1 protein-coding gene is annotated in these 450 nt (G+C 58.9%); it reads right to left on the reverse strand.

Translation table 11 applies throughout. The features are described 5' to 3' along the window. Positions 1-410: hypothetical protein (locus AC1RPG_RS08185; RefSeq protein WP_481762496.1), on the reverse strand; the 410-nt coding region annotated here is incomplete at its 3' end. Positions 411-450: the final 40 nt, after the last annotated feature.

Genomic DNA, 450 nt, shown 5'->3' on the forward strand with positions numbered 1-450 from the left:
ATCATGACCAGCGCCTGCCGATCGATATTCTCCGCGATGTTCTGTGTAACGAGCGCTTCCGGATCGTCGTAATGACCTTCGGCGGCCAGCGCGATAGTAGGGGTGAGCATCGATGCCATCAACGCGATCAGATCAGATGCGCGTTTGCCCGCCACGCCAACGCGATCACACAGCGCCATCAATTGCTCGGTGGTCGGGCTCTTTCCGCCCTTCACCCATTCGCGGAAGATCAGGAACGCCATGATCTCGTTGTCTTCGTCCATCTCGGCCTGAAGCGTCTTGAGGAAGCCCTCCATGCGCTTGATCGGGGACTCACCCAGACCTTCGAGCGTCGGCGTGTCGTTCACGGGCAACCCGTACATCGTATTCATCTTGCGAACCGCCCACGGGAAGAAGTGGCCGATTTCCAAACCGCTCTCCGCAAAGTCCTTCGACGCGGAGCCTACAACG

The sequence above is a fragment of the Dellaglioa sp. CoH-57-MRSF-18 genome, from assembly GCF_056781995.1.